Raw genomic sequence first — 17,968 nt, forward strand, 5'->3', positions numbered from 1 at the left:
TCGGGCCGGACGCTGTGAGTGCCGATCTGAGTAACCGATTTCTTAACTCTATTCGGCCAGCATCGGCAATCGCAAGCCAAACAGTCCCGACCTGGGCGGCAACCGGATATGCTGCCCGTGACCGAGACGAGGTGGCGGGGCGACAAGGTAATTCGAGAGACGGCGGGACAGGGAGCAGGGTGATCATGGCGCGTTCGAGGGACAAGACCAGGGTCACCATTGCCGACGTGGCAACGAAAGCCGGCGTTTCCCGAGCAACCGTTTCCCGGGTCATGAACGGCTTGTCGACCGTCGATCGGGAGATCGCCGAGCGGGTGCTGAAGGCCGCCGAGCAGCTGAACTACACCCCGAGCGCCGCCGCCCGCAGCCTTGCCCTCGGCCGGACCCACACGATCGGCTACATCGTTCCCGACCTGACCAACCCGGCCTTCCACGGCGCGATGCGCGGGCTCAGCCTCGCCGCGGCCAAGGAGGGTTACCGGGTGCTCGTCGCCGACACGGCGGAGCAGGTCGAGGAGGAGCCGATCCTGGCCGTCGAGTCGCGCCGCCGCTGCGACGCGCTGGTCCTCTGCGCGCCGCGGATGCCGGAGGAGGAGTTGCGCCGGCTGCTGCCCGAGTTGGCGCCGGTGGTGCTGCTCAACCGGGAACCCACCGACGAGTCCTCGCCGCTGCTCGGCATCGACTGGGCGTCCGGGATCCGTGACCTGGTTCGGCACCTGATGGGCCTCGGGCATCGCCGGATCGCCTATCTGGCCGGCCCGCCGATCAGCGCCTCCAACGCGGCCCGGCTGCGCGGCTTCGAGAGCTTCGGGTCGACCATCGAACTGGTGCCGATCCCCTGTGGTGCGATGTTCGCCGACGGCCATGCCGCGGCCGGCGAGGTGCTCGACTCCGGGGCGACTGCCGTGATCGCGTTCAACGACGTGGTGGCGCTCGGCCTACTCGGTGCCCTGCACGAGCTGGGCGTCGAGGTTCCGGACCGGCTCTCCGTGGCCGGTTTCGACGACATCCCGTTCGCCCAGTTCACCAGCCCGGCGCTGACCACGGCCTCGGTGCCACAGATGGAGCTCGGCGAACTGGCCTGGGCGAGCCTGTGGGAGATGCTGAACGGGCGCAAGCCCGAGCAGAGCGCGATGTTCCGGCCGCGGCTGGTCGCCCGGAGCAGCACCGGACGCGCCGCCAAGCCCGCTTGATCGCCGCGCACCGAGAACGTGCACTGAGCCTGTCGAAGTGCTGGGCCTGGATTTCGGGCCGTTCCCTTCGACAAGCTCAGGGAGCGTTTCGCGGTTGCGTCGGGCGTTACGGAATCGTTTTCTCATTCTCTTCCGGCGCCGGTGAAGCTCCCGGCCGGTCCGGTTGGTGCCGGCATCGGGCCTGATCGGCGGCTGAGTCGGGTCGTAACGGAAATCCGTGGATTCGTCGTTCTCCGTGCCATTGACAGGATCGCTGAACGACTGTTAGAAAGCGGTTACTGAGCGCGGCTCAGTCCCGCAATCTCTCGGGAAGGACGAATCGACGATGATTCCTGGAAGGGCGAATCCGCCCACAACCCTCGGCCGGCGAGCGCTGCTCGGCCTCGGCCTCTCCGCCGGCCTGGTCGCCGCGACCGGCTGCGGCCGCAGTCAGAGCACCGGCGGCGGTACCGGCACCGGCAAGCTCCGCGCCACCTGGTGGGGCAACGAGACCCGGCAGGCCAACACGCTCAAGATCATCGAGGCCTTCAAGGCCGTGAAACCCGACGTCACGATCAGCCCCGAGTTCACCGACTGGGCTGCCTACTGGGACAAGCTGGCCACCCAGGTCGCCGGCAACGGCGCGCCGGACATCATCCAGATGGACGAGAAGTACGTGCGCGAGTACGGCGGCCGCGGCGCGCTGCTGGACCTGAACGGCAAGGTCGACGTGTCCAAGTTCGCGCCGGGAACGGTCGAGCCCGGCCAGACCGACACCGGTCTGATGGCGATCAACGCCGGCGTCAACGCGCCGGTCGCGATGGTCCACCCGAAGGTTTTCGCCGCGGCGGGCGTCGAACCGCCCGACGACACGAGCTGGACCTGGGACGAGTTGATCAAGGTCGCCGCCGCGGTGACCAAGGGCAGCCCGGCCGGCACGTTCGGGATGGGCTCGCTGATCTCCAACGACGCGGCCTTCAGCGCCTTCCTGCGGCAGCGCGGCAAGGCCCTGTTCACGCCGACCGGGTTGGCCTTCGACGTCGCCGACGCCACCGACTGGTACACGTACAACCTCGAGGTGATGAACGCCAAGGCCGGCCAGCCGGCGAGCGTGGTGGCGGAGGAGGACGGCCAGTCGCTGGACCAGGGCGCGTTCGCGACCGGCCGGCTCGGCTTCGGCTTCGCCTGGTCGAACCAGGTCAGCGCCTACGACAACGCCTCGGGCGAGGACATCGCACTGCGTCGCTATCCCAGCGAGGCGGGCCGGGCGGCCGAGACGAAGCTCTGGTACAAGGCCTCCCAGTTCTGGTCGATCTCGTCGAAGACCGGCGATCCGGACGCGGCGGTCGCGTTCGTCAACTTCCTGGTCAACTCGACCGAGTCGGGCAAGATCGGGCTGACCGAGCGAGGCGTCCCGCCGAACACCGAGGTCAGGGCGGCCATCGAGTCCGAGTTGAACGCGTCGGACAAGAAGGTGATCGCCTTCCTGGACGCGATCAAGCCGGAGCTCGGCGACACCCCGCTGGCTCCGCCGATCGGCGCCGGGAACCTGCCCGACGTGGTCAAGCGGTACGGCCAGGAGGTGTTGTTCGGCCAGACCAAGCCGGCCGACGCCGCGGCGAAGATGATCGACGAGATCAACGCCAACATCCAGAAGTAGCTTCATGATCACGGCGGACGGGGTGAAGCGATGAGTGTTGTCGGCGAGCTCAGCACACTGCGCCGGCGGGTGAAGGGCGGCAAGGAGGAGACGCCGGACAACAAGGTCGCCTATCTGTTCCTGGCGCCCTGGCTGATCGGCCTGTTCGGGATCACGATCGGCCCGATGATCGCGTCGCTGGTGCTGTCCTTCACGGACTACAACCTGCTCCAGCCGCCGAACTGGATCGGGCTGGAGAACTTCGTCGCGATGGCGAACGACGCCCGGCTGCACAACTCGCTCCGGGTCACGTTCGTCTATGTGATCGTCTCGGTGCCGCTGCAGCTGGCCCTGGCGCTCGGCATCGCCCTGCTGCTGGACCGCGGGATGCGCGGGCTGGCCTTCTACCGTTCGATCTTCTACCTGCCGTCGCTGCTCGGCTCCTCGGTCGCGGTGGCGATCCTGTGGCGGCAGATCTTCGGCACCACCGGGCTGGTCAACCAGGTGTTGCAGCTGCTCGGCGTCCAGTCGCCGCCGGGTTGGATCTCGAACCCGGACACGGCCCTCGGCACGATCATCCTGCTGCACATCTGGACGTTCGGCTCGCCGATGATCATCTTCCTGGCCGGGCTCCGGCAGATCCCGCGGATGTATTACGAGGCGGCGGAGGTGGACGGCGCCAGTCGGTGGACCCGGTTCCTCAGCATCACGCTGCCGCTGCTGTCGCCGATCATCTTCTTCAACCTGGTGCTGCAGTTGATCGGCGCGTTCCAGTCGTTCACCCAGGCGTTCATCGTCTCGGGCGGCTCCGGCGGTCCGTCGGACTCGACGATGTTCTACACGCTTTACCTGTATCAGAAGGGATTCGGCCAGTTGGACATGGGCTATGCCTCGGCGATGGCCTGGCTGCTGGTCGTGATCATCGCCGGCTTCACCGCGGTCAACTTCCTGGCCGCCAAGTATTGGGTGTTCTACGATGACTGAACTGATCGAGGCCGACCGGACGAAGACCGTACCGCCGCCGGTGCACCACTACCGGGCCCGGACCCGACCGGCCGGATCGGTGATCAGGTCCGTGCTCAAGCACGTACTCATGATCGCCGCCGGGATCCTGATGATCTATCCGCTGCTCTGGATGGCGGTCAGCTCGCTCCGGCCGAACGAGTTGATCTTCCGCCAGCCGGGCCTGTGGCTGACCAGCCTGAACGTGGAGAACTACCAGTTGGGGTGGAACGCGCTGGCGTACCCCTTCGGGCAGTACCTGGCCAACTCGGCGATCGTCGTGTTCGGCTCGATCCTGGGCAACCTGGTGTCCTGCTCGCTCGCCGCGTACGCCTTCGCCCGGCTCCGGTTCACGCTGCGCCGGGTCTGGTTCGCCATGATGCTGCTGACGATCATGCTGCCGTTCCACGTCACGGTGGTGCCGCAGTACATCATGTTCTCCCAGCTGGACTGGGTGAACACGTTCTGGCCGCTGCTGGTGCCGAAGTTCCTGGCCACCGACGCGTTCTTCGTGTTCCTCATGGTCCAGTTCATCCGCGGCATCCCGACCCAGCTCGACGAGGCGGCCCGGCTGGACGGCTGTGGCCACATCAAGATCTTCGGCTACATCATCCTGCCGCTGATGGTGCCGGCGCTGGCCACGACGGCGATCTTCACGTTCATCTGGACCTGGAACGACTTCTTCACCGCGCTGATCTACCTGACCGCGCCGGACATGTTCACGGTGCCGATCGCGTTGCGGTCGTTCATCGACTCGACCGGCGGCAGCAACTGGGGCGCGATGTTCGCGATGTCGGTGATCTCGCTGTTGCCGATCTTCCTGGCGTTCCTCTTCGGACAACGATTCCTGATCAAGGGAATCGCCACCACAGGGTTGAAATGAGCGAACCGAAGTGAGGCTTGGGATGGGTGAACGGACCGCCGATGATCATGGGATCAAACGGGACCGGCTGCTGAAGATCATCGCGGACCAGGGAGCGGGCCGGCTGCTGCTGACCTCGCAGCCGGCCCTGGCCTGGTATCTCGAGGGGGCGCGGGTGCACGTCAACCTCGCCGCACCGCCGTTCGTCGCGGTCCTGGTCGGGAGCGGCGGCGACGAGGTGATCCTGACCGGCAACGAGTCGGCCCGGTTGCGGGACGAGGAGCTGCCGGCGGGCGTCGAGATCCGGGAGCTGGGGTGGTCGGAGCCGCCGGCGGGGATCGCCCTGGAGCCGGACACCCTGCACGAGGATCAGGTCGCCGACCAGCTGCGGGCGGCCCGGGCGCCGCTGCTGCCGGGGGAGCTGGCGCGGTATCGGGAGCTCGGCCGGGACGCGGCCGCGGTGATGACCGCGGTGCTGAGCGCGCGGAGTCCGGTCGATACCGAGCGCGCAGTCGCCGCGGCGTTGACCGGCGCCCTGGTGGAGGTCGGCGCCGAGCCGCTCGTGGTGCTGGTCGGTGGCGCGGACCGAATGCCGTACCGGCATCCGCTGCCGACCCTCGCTCCGGTCGGCCGCCGCTTCATGGCCGTGATCGGCGCGCGCCGGCACGGCCTGGTGATCAACCTGACCCGTTGGGTGCGCTTCGGCCCGGCCGCGCCGGGGGAGCAGGACGCGGACGAGCGGATCCTCGCCGTCGAGGCCGGCTTCCTGGCCGCGACCGTACCGGGGACGACGTTGGGCGAGGCCTTCCGGGCCGGCTGTGTCGGCTACGCCGAGCACGGGTTCGCGGCCGACGAGTGGCAGCGGCATCACCAGGGCGGGATCGCCGGCTACAACGGCCGCGACCCCCGCGCCACCGTCGACGCCGCAGACCGGATCGTCGCCGGCCAGGCCTTCGCCTGGAACCCGACCGCCTCCGGCTGCAAGGTCGAGGACACCGTGCTCCGTACCGCAACGGGCTTCGAGATCCTCACCCTCGACCCCGCCTGGCCCACCACCCAAGTCGCCAACCTCCCCCGCCCCACCCCCCTCCCCCTCTGAAACCCGCCGACCGGTCACCAAAGCAGCGGTTCTGACGGCGTGTCGCTGCAGAAGTGACCGGTCGGTGGAGGGTAGGGGGTGGAGCGTCGCCCGATGTCCAGGTGCCGGCGATCCGCTCACATCGGACGCAACCGACGCCGCGGAGTTCGATTCGGCCTCCCGAAGGGTCAGTTGCATCCTGGCTACTCCATGCCGGCGCACTCGGTTATCCCGGCGTTCGGCGTGCGCCCCGACGAGGCCGAGGTTCTTGAGCCGAGTCATCACCGACTCGGACCGCCGGCCCCGGAGACAACCGACCGCGCCAGACTCGGGACCGCAGGATCTTCGGTCTGGGCGAGATCGGCCCAACCAGGCCGATGGCCCGGGCGACAATTCCCAAGCCCCGGCCCACGTTCCCGCGGGAACGTTCCAGCATGGTCCGGTGGGTGGCGGGCCACGTCGTTGACGCCTCGACAAGGGCTCGGTTAGCGTGCCAAGGCGTCCGCGGACTGGGCCGCGCCGACCCCGCCGGAAGGCTCGAAGCCACCCCGACTCCAGGGGAGGACGGTGTGATGATCATGGAACCGGCCGAGGTCGAGGTTCATCCGGTCACGGCCGACCGGTGGGACGAACTGGTCGAGTTCTTCGAGCGCAAAGGCCCGCGCGGCGGCATCCCGATGCCCGGGTCCTGCTGGTGTCGGGCCTGGCACGAGGAATCCGACCAGCCGCGACCCGTCCGGAAGGCAGCGATGAAGGCCGATGTCGACGCGTCGCGGACGGTCGGACTGCTCGGGTACGTCGACGGGCCGGCGATCGGCTGGGTCGCGGTGTCGCCCAGGTCCGACCAGCCCCGGCTGGAACGCTCCCGCCACTACGGCCCCGAGCCGGGCGACGCGGACGTCTTCGCGATCACCTGCTTCTACGTCCAACTGGAGGCCCGAGGCTCCGGGATCGCGTCCGCCCTGCTCGACGCGGCGATCGACTACGCCCGGCGGTTGGGTGCCTCGGCGGTCGACGTGTTCCCGAAGGCCGGCGACGCGCCGCACATCAGCTCGAGCCGGCGGGCCGAGGAGAACTACCACTGGATGGGCCGCCGCTCCTGGTACGACGCTCGCGGGTTCACGGTCATCCGTGATCCCGGCAAGCGACTCGTGATGCGGCTGCCGCTGCGTTAGTCAGGCGGGCGTCAGCTGGTGGACCGGCTGACCGGTGACCTCGGCGATGAGATCGAAGTCCTTGTCGACGGCGAGGATCGTCAGCCCCGCCGTCTCCGCGACCGCGGCGAGCAGCAGGTCGGGCACGGAAGGCGCTCGGTGTCGACCACGGTCCGCGAGCAGGAGTTGCACCTCATGCGCCCGATCCTCAGCACGCGGTGTGCAGTACTCGATCGGCATCAGCGACAGGGGCGGCCGGGCAAAGGCGGCACGCCCGTCCTTGCCGTTGCGGACCGAGTAGCCGAGTTCGAGGCGCGTGATCGTGCTGAGGTGGACCAGACCGCGGCGGATTCGTTGATCCCACTCCTCACGGTCGGCTGCTCGTCCTTGGCCGAGGTGAATCAGTGCGGACTTGTCGATCAGCCAGGTCGTCACTCCCAGGCGCCCTTCATGACCTCGGGGTCGGCCAGGTCGGCGAACACCGCCGCGGTATCCACCCAGTCCTGCTCGGTGATCGTCGGCGGATCGTCGTGATGAACTCCGGCCTCCAGTGTCCGTACGAGGTATTCGTTGCGAGACAGATTCGCCCTCGCTGCCTGAGCATCCAAATGTGCGACGGCCTCTTTGGAGAGACCACGGATCAGGACATCGGTCATCTGACACCTCCAGGCAACCTTCGGTGATATCACGATATCACGAGTTTGGGGAAGGTGGGCCGTCAGGCCGCCGGGGCCAGTGAGAGGGGAGCGTCCACGGTCTCGCGGTCGCCGGTCGTGTCCTTGGCCTGGGCGGTGCCCCGGAAGCGGGCGCTCAGGGCGCGGTAGTGCTTGGTGGTCAGCGCGAAGGCGGTCAGGGCGAGACCGGCCAGGCCCATGATCACGAACACCAGCGCGATGCCTCGTTCCGGACCGGTGCCGAACCAGCTGCCGATCAGGGCGGCCCCGGCGCCGTCGGTCATGAACGGCATGAAGACGAATTGGGCCAGCGGGCTGATCAGGAAGGCGGTCAGCGGCGAGGCGGACTGCTCGACGCTCTGGGCGAACCCGAAGACCCGGCCCTGACGCTCGTACGGAACCACCTGCTGCAGCACCGCCTGCTCCGACGCCTCGGCGAACGGCATCAGCAGCATGAAGAGCGCCATCCCGCCCAGCAGCAGGATCACCGACGCCTGCAGCGGGAAGATGATCGTCACCGTCCACAGGGTCAGATTGATCAACAGCAGCAGCCGCACCGGATTGGAACTCACGCCCGTCTTCGTGATCAACAACCCGCCGACGATGGTCAGCGAGCTCAGTGCGCCCAGCGCGAGACCCCAGACCTGGACCGACATCATCGACAGTCCGTACGGGTCCATCAGCGCCATGAAGCCGCCGAACAGGAAGTTGTTGATCGTGGTGAAGATGATCAAGGCGAACAGGCCGCGGGTCTGCCCGACGATGCGGATCGTGCCGCGCAGGTCCAGCTTCTTGTCGGCCGGATCGGCAGCCGCGACGGTCAGGCGCTCCGGAACCCGGACGGATCGCAGGTGCAGCAGCGAGCCGGCCAGCACGACCACGCCGAGCACCAGCATCCCGAGCATGCCGGTGGCGCCGACCAGCACGCCGCTGATCACCGAGCTGATCAGGAAGGAGATCCCCGAGGTGGTGCCGACCAGGCCGTTGGCCTTGCCCCGGCGGGCCTCGTCGAAGAGTGCCGTGACCATGGTGGGCAGGGCGATCGTGCGCAGGTTGCCGGCGATCATGCCGGCCATCAGCAGCACGACCAGCACCCACAGCCGGGGGTCGGCGGGGTGCCGCCAGGCGTCGGCCGGGTTGGCCAGGTAGAAGACCAGCCCCGTTGCGTACAGCCCGAGCGAGATCGCCGCGGAGGCCAGCAGCACGGTCTTCTTGCGGTGATGATCGACGATGCCGCCGAAGAAGATGCCGGTGCCGGCCGTGCTGACCAGGTAGATCCCGGCGATGATGCCGGTCGCGAAGACCGACGCGGTCTGCAGGTAGACGAAGAATGTGATCGCGAACCACATCGACAGGTTCACCACCGACACCGACAGCACATTGCCGAGCAGCTGCAGGAAGGTGCGCACGGCCGGGTCGGCCGGGCTCAGCCGGGTGGCGTCGGGGGCCGGCCCCTGGGTCTCGGTGGCGGTGGTGCTCATCTCGGGCTCCTGGTCTCGGACTAATCACTATGATGACGATAGTTAAATTAATCGCTATGATGATCGTAGTCAAGTCTTCGCGGAGGTGATCCTGGTGAAGCGTTCGAGTGGCAAGTCGCACTGCCCGATCAACTACGGCCTGGAGACGTTCGGAGATCCCTGGTCCCTGCTGGTGGTGCGCGACATCGTCTACTTCGGCAAACACACGTTCAACGAGTTCCTCGCCTCCGAGGAGGCCATCGCGCCGAGCGTGCTGTCCAGCCGGCTGGAGCAGCTGGTCGCGGCCGGGGTGCTGAGCAAGGGCAAGGATCCGTCGGACGGCCGTCGGGTGGCGTACTCGCTGACCGAGCAGGGATTGCGGGCGATCCCGATCCTGGTCGAGATCGCCGATTGGGGCGTCGACGCGGACCCCGACACCGGTGCGCCACCGGACTGGGTCGCCGCGGTCCGGGCCGACAAGCCGGCGATGATCGAGCGGATCGTCGCGGCCGTCCGCCAGGGCCGTGCAGTCTTCGTCGGCGAGGACAGCCTGTATGCGGAGGTTGTCCGCCAGGCCGCGTGATCACCGCGGTCAGGGGAGCCGGCGGAACCAGCCGGTCTGGTTGTACCAGTGGCCGCCCGCGCGGAGGTGGCCGACGACGGCACGTTCCAGTGCGGTGCGCTGAGGCAGTTCGGCCAGCAGGGCCCGCGGGACCTCGGGACCCTCGAACCGCCGCCGGAAGACGTGCAGGATCGGCGCCCAGTCCGCCCGGACCCGATCGTTGAAGGCTGTGCAACGGCGCTGGAAGCGGACGATGTTGGACTCCGCGGGCAGGTGGTCGGCGAGTTGCTCGTCCATCAGCCAGGAGTGGCAGCCGAACCCGGCCACCTGTTCGGGAAAGCCGCGGGCCAGGTCCAGGGCGCGGTCGAAGGAGGCGTCACAGGCGGCCGGCGTCAGCGGACCGGCGTTGCCGGGGATGTGCGTGTTGAGCGCGCTCTCGCCGGGACGCAGGATCGGATGGCCGGGCGCGGTGTGCCGGGGCTGCCGTTCGTACGCCAGCCGGCCGAGCCGGAATCCCGTACCGGAGAACGTCATCGGCAGGCCCCAGGTCGCGTCCAGCCCCGGCCGGCCGTTGATCCGGCGATCGCCCGCCAGTGACGACCCGAGAGCGCTGAGCGAGGCCCAGGACTCGTCGTCGCTGAGCCCGATGGCCGCGTGGTGATCGCGTACGTACGGAGTGACGGTCAGGAACACCCACACGAAGAGATGGCGGGCGACCGGGCCGCCGGGCAGCGCCGCCCAAGCCGGGTTGCCGGGCCGCCGCTGGCCCAGCTGACTGATCAGCAGCCGCGCCGACCGGTCCAGCAGCCAGCAGAGTTCGGGATCGCCGTCCGGATCGGGACGGGCGGCGAGCGTCGTGGCGCGGTCTTCGGGCTCGGTGTTCATCCTGGTCAGCAGTCGGTCGGCCGTTTCCCGATCGGGAACGTCCAGCCGCGGACCGTCCGGCCCGGCCACCGGGGTCAACCGGTCCACGACCTCCGGTGCGAGGTCCAGCGTCCGAGCGACCGCGGACAGGCTGAGACGCGGCCAGGCCGGGGTCGAGGCTTGGTGGTTCATCGAGATCACTCCCTGCACTCGGCGAGTCCGTGGTCGAACTCGGGGCGGGGGTGACTCCTCGGGGCCTCCCTCAGCAACCTATCCCCGCGGCGGCCGGCTGCACAGCACCGCGTCCAGATCCCGATCGACCGGTCAGTTGTGCAGCGACACGCCGCCCCTTCGACAGGCTCAGGGCAGGCGCCACGCCTGCTTTTGTGACTGGTCAGCGGAGTTGGTGGGTGAGGGTGTGCCGGCCTACGGCGGCGAGTTGGGGGTTGTCGTCGGAGTTGGCCAGCAGTGACAGTCCGAGGGCCAGGCCCCAGCCGCGCCCGTTGCCAGAGGTCCGTGCCGGCGCCGGTCAGCTCCGTGTAGCGGGCCTGGAACGCGCGCCGGCCGGCGGTGTCGAAGCTGAGCCAGCCGGTCGCCAGGTCGGTGGCCGGATCGCCGACGGTGAGGTCGCCGAAGTCGATCACGGCGGCCAAGTGATCATGGTCGGCGAGCAGGTTGGCCGGGTGCGGGTCGCCGTGCACCCAGACCGGTTCCGTGTCGAGCACCGGCGTCTCGAGCAGCTGCCGCCAGAGTTCCCGGAGCCGGTCCGGCTCGGGGATCGCGCTGCCGGCCAGGTGCTCCTCGACCAGGTCGTTCCGCTCCGCCAGCGGGATTCCGCGGACCGGGTTGAAGATCCGGTCCGGGCCGCTGCGGGCCTGGTCCGGGGCCGGTCGGTGCAGAGCGGCCAGGAACTCGGCGACCGGCCCGGCCAGCGGGGTCCGAGCCGGGACCGGGACGTCGGTCAGCGGGGTGCCGGGGAGCCAGCGGGTGATCGTCCAGAACCACGGGAAGTGATCGCTCGGCGTACCTACCCGGACGGGGACCGGCACCGGCGCCGGCAACGCCTCGGCGATCACCGGCAGCCAACGCTGCTCGTTGATCATCAGCCGCGCCGCCTGCATCCGGCGGGGCAGCCGGACCAGCAGGTCGTCACCGAGCCGGAAGATCACGTTGTCCCAGCCGTTCGCCACCAGGCGGAGCGGACCGGCCAGGTCCGGCTGCTGCTCGTTGATCAACTTCTCGACCAGGGCGACGGTGACGTCGACCTCCGCTTCGGGCATGCGCATGCGACGCTCCGGCCAGGGAAGAAAGGGTGTCCCGCCGACCCTACCGCCCGAGCCCGACGGCCGCACGACACTAGGATCACGGCGGTGAAGGAGATTCCCGTGGTGACCGGGCTGCCGGCACCGGGCCGCACGCTGGTGATGGGTGTGGTGAACGTGACCCCCGACTCGTTCTCCGACGGTGGGGAGTGGCTGGACCCCGACGACGCGGTACGGCACGGCCACGACCTGATCGCCGAGGGTGCCGACGTGATCGACGTCGGCGGCGAGTCGACCCGGCCCGGCGCGACCCGGCCGGATCTCGAGACCGAGCTGCGCCGGGTGCTGCCGGTGATCACCGAGCTGACCAGGGCCGGTGCCGTGGTCAGCGTCGACACGATGCGGTCCGAGGTGGCCACGGCCGCGGTCGAGGCCGGGGCGAAGATGATCAACGACGTGTCCGGTGGCCGGGCCGACCCGGCGATGCTGTCGACGGTGGCCGAGCTGGAGGTCGCGTACCTCTGCATGCATTGGCGCGGCCACTCCGAGGACATGTTCAGCCAGGCCGTGTACGACGACGTGGTGACCGAGGTGATCACCGAACTGCGGGTCCAGCTGGACCAGGCGGTGGCGGCCGGCATCGCGCCGGACCGGCTGGTGGTCGACCCGGGTTTCGGGTTCGCCAAGACCGCCGACCACAACTGGGAACTGCTGCGCCGGATCGACGAGCTGGCCGTGTTGGGACTGCCGGTGCTGCTCGGCGTCTCCCGGAAACGGTTCCTCAGCCGGCTGCTCGCCGACGGCGACCGGCTGCGGCCCGCCCGGCAGTGCGACGACGCCTCGATGGCGCTCACCGTCGTCGCCGCGCAGCACCGGCTCTGGGGCGTCCGGGTGCATGCGGTCCGGCCCAACCGGGACGCGATCGCGGTGATCGACCAACTCGCCCAGCCGGGTTAACGACGGGCGTCCGGACGCCGACGGCTCGGCGAATCCGTACGGCTGCCACGTCGCAACGCGCGCGCATCGTAGGCGAAGCGTCGCCGGAAGGCGCTACGGTCTTCGGATTCGCGGACGCCGACTGCCCCGCCCCGGGGGTGGTCGGATAGGGTCGGCGGGCGAAGGAGGGCAGATGACGGGGGCGATGGACGCGGTTTCGGCCATGCCGGAGGGGCTGGATCGCGTTGCCCTGCGGGGTATTGTCGGGTTCGGACACCATGGCGTGTTCGACTTCGAGCGACGCCAGGGTCAGCGATTCGTCGTCGATGTCACTTGTTTTCTTGATCTCTCTCCGGCCGCAGCCAGTGATGATCTTGACCGAACGATCGATTACGGCGCACTGGCATCGGTAGTGGTGGCCGACATCGAGCGGGACCCGCTGAACCTCATCGAGGCCTTGGCGGAGAGAATTGCACAGACGTGCCTGAAGCAGCATCAGCGGGTGGACACGGTGCAGGTGACCGTGCACAAACCGGGGGCGCCGATGCCGGTAGAGGTGGCCGACGTGGCCGTCACAGTGACGAGGAGCAGACGGATATGAGCAGCCCCAACCCGTACGCGATCGACGCCGACACGCTCAGCGGCATGAAACCGTTGCGCAAGGTCGTCTACTCGCTCGGGTCGAACCTGGGCGATCGGCTGACGATCCTGCAGGGCGCCGTCGACGCGATCAAGGACACGCCCGATGTGATCGTGGTGGACGTCTCCTCCGTGTACGAGACGGAGCCGTTGGGCGGGCCGGAGGATGCCAGCAAGTTCCTCAACCTGGTGATCGTCGCCGAGTCGACCCTCGAGCCGCGGACGCTGCTGGAGCGGGCGCTGGCGATCGAGGACGCGTACGGCCGGGAACGCAGCGACCGCTGGGCACCGCGGACCCTGGACGTCGACCTGATCATCGTCGGCACCACCACCAAGGACGAGGACAGCCTCCGGCTGCCGCATCCGCTGGCGCACGAGCGCGGCTTCGTGCTGGCGCCGTGGCTCGAGGTGGACCCGGCCGGCGAGGTGCCCGGGAAGGGCCGGATCGCCGACCTGATCCGGACCGCCGACCTGTCCGGCGTGGTCCGCCGGGATGACCTGACGATCACCGACTGACCTTGGCCGAACCGACCGACGACGGCTCGCTGAAGACGACCCCGCCCCTGGCGCTGGCCGTCGCGGCGCTGTTCGGTGGCTTGGCGGGCTGGCTCGTCGTGGTCGGGGCGCGGGCGCTGAACATCAGCCCGCCCCAGGTGCCCTGGTCGGCGCCGATTGCGATGATCGTGGTCGCCGTCGCGATCGGGCTGCTGGCCTGGCAGACGTACCAGCGGATCCATCGGCGGCGGCTCCGGATCGACCCCCAGCGCGCGGTGTCGTTCCTGGTGCTGGGCAAGGCGTCGGCGCTGGCCGGCGCGCTGGTCGCCGGCGGCTACCTGGCGTACGCGTTCATGTTCGTCGCCCAGATCGCCGGCGATTCGCCGCGCGAGCGAGTCGTCCGATCTCTGGTCGCCGTGCTCGGCGGGCTCGCCCTCGGCACGGCCGGCCTGCTGCTGGAACGGGCCTGCAAGGTGCCCGACGACCCGGACTCGGAATCCGATTCCCGGCCCGAAGACGATCCGGCCGATCGCGACCGCTGATTCACCGACATCGGAGGCCAGACACCGGGGTCAAAATCCCACAATCTCCGCGGCCCTCGTCCTATCGTTTCGCGTGTGACTTCCCCTGCCGATGCCCCTACGCGCCCACTGAGCCCTTCGGCTCGACGCCGCGCCGCCACATCCACCCTGGTCACCACGTCGAAGGTTGTGCTGGTCCTCGGCATCGCCGTCGCGGTGGCTGCCGCTTTCGGACCGGATTGGGTGATCCGGGCCGGTGTCGGCGCCCTGGTGATCACCGCCGTCGTCGCCTGCGCCTGTGCCTGGAACGAGCTGTCCCAGGCCCGCCAGGAACACTCCGCCGCGATGCTCGCCGCTGCCCGTAACCACGGCAAGGCACTGACCGAGGAGCGCCGGCACAACGCCACCGTCGTCGACACCCTGACCGACCGCGCCAAGAATGCGGCCGGCGAGGCCGAACGGCTCCGCGTCGACCGGGTCCAGCTGCAGCGGGTGATCGCCTCGCTGCACGGTGACAAGGCAGCGCTGAAGGCCGAACTCGCGCTCCGCGAGAACACGATCGCCGGCCTGCGCGAGCTGATCGAGGCCCCGCGCGACGCGGCCGCCGAGACCAGCGGCGAGGCCGAGGTGCTGGGCCTGCCGCGCCGGGTGAAGACCGAGCACGAGTCGCTCTGGGACAGCCTGCCGCAGGCCGACGAGCTGTGGAGCGACGGCGACCACCCGACCGTGGTCGATCTCAAGGCCGTCGCCGCGATGATCGAACTGGTCGAGGCCGAGGAGCGCGCCCAGCGCGAGCTGACGGAGCACAAGCAGGCCATGTGACCGGCTGATCACCCTCGGTCGGTACGGACCCGGCCGGCGGATCCCCCGAGTGATGGGGGACGATGTTCACCGTGCCGGAAAGCCAGGGTCACCCGCCCGTCGTTTCTCTGCCGCCTCGCCGGACGCCCGGTGACGGACCGCCGCTGCCGGAGTTGCCGCTGCGGCTCGCCGCGGAGGAGCCGGGCTGGATCCGTGAGGTGGACGTGGTGGTGGTCGGCTCGGGCATCGCCGGCCTGACCGCTGCTCTGGAGTGCCGCGGGCTGGGCAAGGTCCTGGTGGTCACCAAGGACGTGCTGGCGGCCGGTTCGACGCCCTGGGCGCAGGGTGGCATCGCCTCGGTGCAGGACGAGGGCGACACCGTCGAGCAGCACGTCAGCGACACCCTGATCGCGGGCGCCGGACTGTGCATCGAGGACGCGGTCCGCGTCCTCGTCGAAGAGGGTACGGAAGCCGTCGAGACCCTGATCTCGCGTGGCGCCGAGTTCGACCGGCACCCCGACGGCGAGCTGCAGCTGACCCGGGAGGGCGGGCACCGGCGGAACCGGATCGCGCACGCGGGCGGTGACGCGACCGGCGCCGAGATCGCCCGGGCCCTGGTCCACGCGGTCCGCGCGGAACCGGCGATCGAGGTCATCGAACACGCACTGGTGCTGGACCTGATCCCGGCCGAGGCCGGGCCGGACGAACCGCCGGCGGTCGCCGGCGTCACGCTGCACGTGCTCGGCGAGGGCAGCCGGACCGGCGTCGGCGCGGTGCACGCGCGGGCCGTGGTGCTGGCCACCGGCGGCATCGGCCAGATCTACGCGGTCACCACCAACCCGGGCGTCTCCACCGGCGACGGGATCGCGGCCGCGCTGCGGGCCGGAGCCCGGCTGCGCGACATCGAGTTCATCCAGTTCCATCCGACCGTGCTGTTCCTCGGCGCCGGGGCCCGGGGGCAGTTGCCCCTGGTCAGCGAGGCGGTCCGGGGCGAGGGCGGTCACCTGCTCAACCCGGCCGGCGAACGCTTCATGGTCGGCCAGCACGAGCTGGCCGAGCTGGCGCCGCGGGACGTGGTCGCGAAGGCGATCATGCGCGAGATGGCTGCGGCCGGTGCCGATCACGTCTTCGTCGACGGGACGATGCTCGGCGAGGAAACCTGGCGGGTCCGATTCCCGACCATTCTGCACAGTTGTCGCCAGATGGGGATCAATCCGGCCCGGGACCTGATCCCGGTCGCGCCGGCTTGTCACTATTTCTGCGGCGGCGTGGAAACCGATCTTGACGGCGCGACGAGTCTCGGCGGGCTCTATGCCTGCGGCGAGGCGGCCTCGTCCGGGGTGCACGGAGCGAATCGGCTGGCCTCGAATTCCCTGCTCGAAGGGTTGGTGTTTGCGCGGCGGATCGCCGCCCGGTTGCGGGAAGGGCTGCCGGAACGCCGACCGCCCGCGCCGGACGCCCGGCCGGCCGGATTGATCGATCCGGCGGTGGTCACCGAACTGCAGTTGATCATGAGCCGGGATGCCGGCGGGCTGCGTTCCGCGACGTCACTGGATCGCGCCGCGGAGGAAATGCGGCGATTGGCCGAGAAGAACGGCGCCGAACCCGGGCTGGAGGCCTGGGAGGCGACGAACCTGATCACCGTAGCGGCCGCCGTCGTCGCCGCGGCTCGGCTCCGGGAGGAGTCCCGCGGTGCGCACTGGCGGGATGATTTCGACCGCCGATCCGACGCCTGGCAAGGGCATTTGATCACCCGGCTGGCGGAATCCGGTCCCGGTATCACGGCCGGTTTGGCGCACGAGTTCGTACCGACCCAGGAGTGACGATGACCTTCCTTTCCTCGCTGGCCGACGCCACGGAGTTGATCAAGGAATCCGGGCTGGACGCCGACGCGGTGATCATGATCATCGACGAGGCGCTGGCCGAGGATCTCGGCGGCCGCGGAGTGCTGCCGGCCGGCACCGGGTACGGGGTCGACGTCACCTCGGAGGCGACCATCCCCGTCGACGCCAGAGCCACCGCCAGGTTGGTGGTCCGGGCCGACGGGGTGCTCGCCGGCACCGCGGTCGCGGCGGCCGCGTTCGCCCGGGTGCTGGAGCCGACGGGGTCGTACACGATCGAGGTCACCGGTGCGGACGGAGGCGTCGTCCGCCGGGGCGACCTGGTGCTGACCGTCGACGGGAACACCCGGGCCGTGCTGACCGCGGAACGGGTCGCGTTGAACCTGATCACCATGATGTCCGGCGTCGCGACGGCGGCCCGGTCCTGGGTCGACGCGTTGGCCGGGACGCAGACCTCGGTCCGCGATACCCGGAAAACAATCCCGGGATTGCGCGTGCTCCAGAAATATGCGGTCCGGACCGCCGGCGGCGTGAATCACCGGCAGTGCCTCGCCGACGCGGCGTTGATCAAGGACAATCACGTGATCGCGGCCGGCGGCGTGGTGCCGGCGTTCCAGTCGGTACGGCATCGCTATCCAGACCTTCCCATTCAGGTCGAGGTGACGAAACCCGAACAGGTCGCCGAACTCGTCGAGGTCGGGGCGACCGAGATTCTGCTGGACAACATGACCGCGGAAACCATGCGTTCTGTTGTTGCGGAATTCGGTGATCGCGTGGTATTCGAGGCGAGCGGTGGATTGACGCTGTCCGTCGCGCAGGAGGTCGCGGCCACCGGCGTTCACTTTGTCGCAGTCGGCGCAATCACTCACTCGGCGCCAATTCTCGACCTCGCGCTGGATTTCGTTGAGGCCTGAAAAGTCGGGGTTTGTTCGGCCAAAGCTTCGGCGTTACTATGACGTGAGTTTTTTGGCCACCCGGCACAATTTTCAGAACGGAGAGGGACCTT

The 17,968-nt window shown here is 69.2% G+C and carries 19 protein-coding genes; 14 read left to right on the plus strand and 5 right to left on the minus strand.

Annotated elements, in window-relative coordinates:
• Nucleotides 1-185 precede the first annotated feature (185 nt).
• From BKA15_RS21755 to BKA15_RS21780, 6 genes are all read left to right on the plus strand, one after another.
• On the plus strand, nucleotides 186-1,193 hold the full coding sequence (locus BKA15_RS21755) for a LacI family DNA-binding transcriptional regulator (protein WP_179754304.1): 1,008 nt from the start codon (nucleotides 186-188) through the stop codon (nucleotides 1,191-1,193).
• Between the two features lie 325 nt (nucleotides 1,194-1,518).
• Nucleotides 1,519-2,832 (plus strand): ABC transporter substrate-binding protein, encoded by a 1,314-nt coding sequence (locus tag BKA15_RS21760; RefSeq protein ID WP_179754306.1) that lies wholly within the window; start codon nucleotides 1,519-1,521, stop codon nucleotides 2,830-2,832.
• 30 nt (nucleotides 2,833-2,862) lie between these two features.
• The gene (locus BKA15_RS21765) at nucleotides 2,863-3,795 is read left to right on the plus strand and encodes a carbohydrate ABC transporter permease (protein ID WP_179754308.1); all 933 of its coding nucleotides are present in this window, start codon (nucleotides 2,863-2,865) and stop codon (nucleotides 3,793-3,795) included.
• Nucleotides 3,788-4,696 (plus strand): carbohydrate ABC transporter permease, encoded by a 909-nt coding sequence (locus tag BKA15_RS21770; RefSeq protein WP_179754310.1) that lies wholly within the window; start codon nucleotides 3,788-3,790, stop codon nucleotides 4,694-4,696. Before BKA15_RS21765 ends, BKA15_RS21770 begins: the two co-directional genes overlap by 8 nt.
• A gap of 22 nt (nucleotides 4,697-4,718) precedes the next feature.
• Nucleotides 4,719-5,774, plus strand: coding sequence for a M24 family metallopeptidase (locus tag BKA15_RS21775; protein WP_179754312.1), 1,056 nt, complete (start codon nucleotides 4,719-4,721; stop codon nucleotides 5,772-5,774).
• 551 nt (nucleotides 5,775-6,325) lie between these two features.
• Nucleotides 6,326-6,928, plus strand: a complete 603-nt coding sequence (locus BKA15_RS21780) for a GNAT family N-acetyltransferase (protein ID WP_218871519.1) — start codon at nucleotides 6,326-6,328, stop codon at nucleotides 6,926-6,928.
• On the opposite strand, the gene BKA15_RS21785 is transcribed toward BKA15_RS21780, so the two are convergent.
• The 3 genes from BKA15_RS21785 to BKA15_RS21795 form a co-directional block, all read right to left on the minus strand.
• A complete protein-coding gene (locus tag BKA15_RS21785; RefSeq protein ID WP_312879189.1) occupies nucleotides 6,929-7,342 on the minus strand; it encodes a PIN domain nuclease in 414 nt (137 codons plus the stop codon).
• Nucleotides 7,339-7,563 carry a type II toxin-antitoxin system VapB family antitoxin gene (gene vapB, locus BKA15_RS21790; protein ID WP_179758619.1) on the minus strand — a complete coding sequence of 75 codons (225 nt, stop codon included), beginning with the start codon at nucleotides 7,561-7,563 and terminating at the stop codon, nucleotides 7,339-7,341. Before vapB ends, BKA15_RS21785 begins: the two co-directional genes overlap by 4 nt.
• A gap of 62 nt (nucleotides 7,564-7,625) precedes the next feature.
• Entirely contained in the window at nucleotides 7,626-9,062 is a 1,437-nt protein-coding gene (locus BKA15_RS21795; protein WP_179754314.1) for an MFS transporter, read from the minus strand.
• 94 nt (nucleotides 9,063-9,156) lie between these two features.
• Here BKA15_RS21795 and BKA15_RS21800 point away from each other — a divergent pair, with 94 nt between their 5' ends.
• A complete protein-coding gene (locus BKA15_RS21800) occupies nucleotides 9,157-9,624 on the plus strand; it encodes a winged helix-turn-helix transcriptional regulator (RefSeq protein ID WP_218871520.1) in 468 nt (155 codons plus the stop codon).
• Nucleotides 9,625-9,633: 9 nt separating this feature from the next.
• On the opposite strand, the gene BKA15_RS21805 is transcribed toward BKA15_RS21800, so the two are convergent.
• The gene (locus BKA15_RS21805; RefSeq protein WP_179754316.1) at nucleotides 9,634-10,659 is read right to left on the minus strand and encodes an acyltransferase domain-containing protein; all 1,026 of its coding nucleotides are present in this window, start codon (nucleotides 10,657-10,659) and stop codon (nucleotides 9,634-9,636) included.
• A gap of 5 nt (nucleotides 10,660-10,664) precedes the next feature.
• Nucleotides 10,665-11,753, minus strand: a complete 1,089-nt coding sequence (locus tag BKA15_RS21810) for an aminoglycoside phosphotransferase family protein (protein ID WP_218871521.1) — start codon at nucleotides 11,751-11,753, stop codon at nucleotides 10,665-10,667.
• A gap of 138 nt (nucleotides 11,754-11,891) precedes the next feature.
• Between BKA15_RS21810 and folP the strand changes: the two genes are divergently transcribed.
• The 7 genes from folP to nadC all read left to right on the plus strand — a co-directional run bounded on the left by folP (nucleotide 11,892) and on the right by nadC (nucleotide 17,876).
• Complete coding sequence (gene folP, locus BKA15_RS21815) at nucleotides 11,892-12,686, plus strand: dihydropteroate synthase (protein WP_179758621.1); 795 nt, start codon at nucleotides 11,892-11,894, stop codon at nucleotides 12,684-12,686.
• A gap of 172 nt (nucleotides 12,687-12,858) precedes the next feature.
• A complete protein-coding gene (folB, locus tag BKA15_RS21820) occupies nucleotides 12,859-13,266 on the plus strand; it encodes a dihydroneopterin aldolase (RefSeq protein ID WP_218871522.1) in 408 nt (135 codons plus the stop codon).
• Nucleotides 13,263-13,820 (plus strand): 2-amino-4-hydroxy-6-hydroxymethyldihydropteridine diphosphokinase, encoded by a 558-nt coding sequence (gene folK, locus BKA15_RS21825; protein WP_179754318.1) that lies wholly within the window; start codon nucleotides 13,263-13,265, stop codon nucleotides 13,818-13,820. Before folB ends, folK begins: the two co-directional genes overlap by 4 nt.
• Before the next feature lie 2 nt (nucleotides 13,821-13,822).
• Nucleotides 13,823-14,341 (plus strand): DUF3180 domain-containing protein, encoded by a 519-nt coding sequence (locus tag BKA15_RS21830; RefSeq protein ID WP_179754320.1) that lies wholly within the window; start codon nucleotides 13,823-13,825, stop codon nucleotides 14,339-14,341.
• Nucleotides 14,342-14,416: 75 nt separating this feature from the next.
• The gene (locus BKA15_RS21835) at nucleotides 14,417-15,142 is read left to right on the plus strand and encodes a hypothetical protein (protein WP_179754321.1); all 726 of its coding nucleotides are present in this window, start codon (nucleotides 14,417-14,419) and stop codon (nucleotides 15,140-15,142) included.
• A 71-nt stretch (nucleotides 15,143-15,213) separates the two neighbouring features.
• Nucleotides 15,214-16,944, plus strand: a complete 1,731-nt coding sequence (locus BKA15_RS21840; protein WP_312879191.1) for an L-aspartate oxidase — start codon at nucleotides 15,214-15,216, stop codon at nucleotides 16,942-16,944.
• 2 nt (nucleotides 16,945-16,946) lie between these two features.
• Complete coding sequence (gene nadC / locus BKA15_RS21845) at nucleotides 16,947-17,876, plus strand: carboxylating nicotinate-nucleotide diphosphorylase (RefSeq protein WP_218871523.1); 930 nt, start codon at nucleotides 16,947-16,949, stop codon at nucleotides 17,874-17,876.
• Nucleotides 17,877-17,968 lie beyond the last annotated feature (92 nt).

The organism is Microlunatus parietis (assembly GCF_013407955.1).
GTDB classification, from domain to species: domain Bacteria; phylum Actinomycetota; class Actinomycetes; order Propionibacteriales; family Propionibacteriaceae; genus Microlunatus; species Microlunatus parietis.

Bases quoted from the DNA above. Each gene is read 5' to 3' on its own strand.
- BKA15_RS21755 (WP_179754304.1), top strand. From the start codon at position 186: ATGGCGCGTTCGAGGGACAAGACCAGGGTCACCATTGCCGACGTGGCA.
- BKA15_RS21760 (WP_179754306.1), top strand. From the start codon at position 1,519: ATGATTCCTGGAAGGGCGAATCCGCCCACAACCCTCGGCCGGCGAGCG.
- BKA15_RS21765 (WP_179754308.1), top strand. From the start codon at position 2,863: ATGAGTGTTGTCGGCGAGCTCAGCACACTGCGCCGGCGGGTGAAGGGC.
- BKA15_RS21770 (WP_179754310.1), top strand. From the start codon at position 3,788: ATGACTGAACTGATCGAGGCCGACCGGACGAAGACCGTACCGCCGCCG.
- BKA15_RS21775 (WP_179754312.1), top strand. From the start codon at position 4,719: ATGGGTGAACGGACCGCCGATGATCATGGGATCAAACGGGACCGGCTG.
- BKA15_RS21780 (WP_218871519.1), top strand. From the start codon at position 6,326: ATGATCATGGAACCGGCCGAGGTCGAGGTTCATCCGGTCACGGCCGAC.
- vapB (WP_179758619.1), bottom strand. From the start codon at position 7,563: ATGACCGATGTCCTGATCCGTGGTCTCTCCAAAGAGGCCGTCGCACAT.
- BKA15_RS21795 (WP_179754314.1), bottom strand. From the start codon at position 9,062: ATGAGCACCACCGCCACCGAGACCCAGGGGCCGGCCCCCGACGCCACC.
- BKA15_RS21805 (WP_179754316.1), bottom strand. From the start codon at position 10,659: ATGAACCACCAAGCCTCGACCCCGGCCTGGCCGCGTCTCAGCCTGTCC.
- BKA15_RS21810 (WP_218871521.1), bottom strand. From the start codon at position 11,753: ATGCGCATGCCCGAAGCGGAGGTCGACGTCACCGTCGCCCTGGTCGAG.
- folP (WP_179758621.1), top strand. From the start codon at position 11,892: ATGGGTGTGGTGAACGTGACCCCCGACTCGTTCTCCGACGGTGGGGAG.
- folB (WP_218871522.1), top strand. From the start codon at position 12,859: ATGACGGGGGCGATGGACGCGGTTTCGGCCATGCCGGAGGGGCTGGAT.
- folK (WP_179754318.1), top strand. From the start codon at position 13,263: ATGAGCAGCCCCAACCCGTACGCGATCGACGCCGACACGCTCAGCGGC.
- nadC (WP_218871523.1), top strand. From the start codon at position 16,947: ATGACCTTCCTTTCCTCGCTGGCCGACGCCACGGAGTTGATCAAGGAA.